Annotated in this window: 1 protein-coding gene; it reads left to right on the top strand. The window is 60.9% G+C overall.

Features of this window, described 5'->3' with window-relative positions; translation table 11 throughout:
* Positions 1-143 precede the first annotated feature (143 nt).
* A complete protein-coding gene (locus BG61_RS38780; protein ID WP_035943802.1) occupies positions 144-323 on the top strand; it encodes a CsbD family protein in 180 nt (59 codons plus the stop codon).
* Positions 324-631 lie beyond the last annotated feature (308 nt).

Below are 631 nucleotides of genomic sequence, written 5' to 3'. Positions count from 1 at the left end.
CCTCCATGTCTCCACTGATATGGATTCAAGCCCGCCACGTTGCGGGCTATTTTTTTGTCCGCGATCCGCCGGCGGGTCCGAGTTTTGCGTCCGATACCTCCGTGGCAGGCAACCGCCCCACGCAACCCGAAAGGAGGATCACCATGAACAAGGATCAAGTGAAGGGTACCGCCGAAAAGGTGAAGGGCAAGGCGAACGAGGCGGTCGGGAAGATGACAGGCGACAAGGCCCAGGAGGCCAAGGGCCAGGTGCAACAAGGCGCAGGTGAAGCGCGCAAGCAATACGGCGACGTCAAGGAAGACGTCAAGAAGAGCCAGCCGTAAGGTGACTGCGCCAGCAGGGAGGTTCGAAGGCGCCGGCGCGACCGGCGCTTTTTTGTTCCCATACGACGGTTCCGACACGACGCAGGTTCGATCCGAAGGCCGGCGCCGAAGGCGAGGTTGCCCGCGTTAGCGATCCGACTCACCTGAACATCAATCCGAGCGTGGCGGCTTCGTTTGTCCGAGTGAGACGTTGAGCTGGCGCGTCCAAAGGTTCGACAATCGCCCCTTCGAAACCTCACACCAACTCGCCCGCTTTGACATCTCACCTGGCATATGCCGGGACCCCCCGGTGTCATAGTAGTTGTCGC

The organism is Caballeronia glathei, from assembly GCF_000698595.1.
Classification (GTDB): Bacteria; Pseudomonadota; Gammaproteobacteria; order Burkholderiales; family Burkholderiaceae; genus Caballeronia; species Caballeronia glathei.
The sequence above is the reverse complement of the archived record's forward strand: the minus strand, read 5'-3'. Positions and strand labels throughout refer to the sequence as shown.

Coding starts and splice junctions, on each gene's coding strand:
- BG61_RS38780 (WP_035943802.1), top strand. CDS start 144: ATGAACAAGGATCAAGTGAAGGGTACCGCCGAAAAGGTGAAGGGCAAG.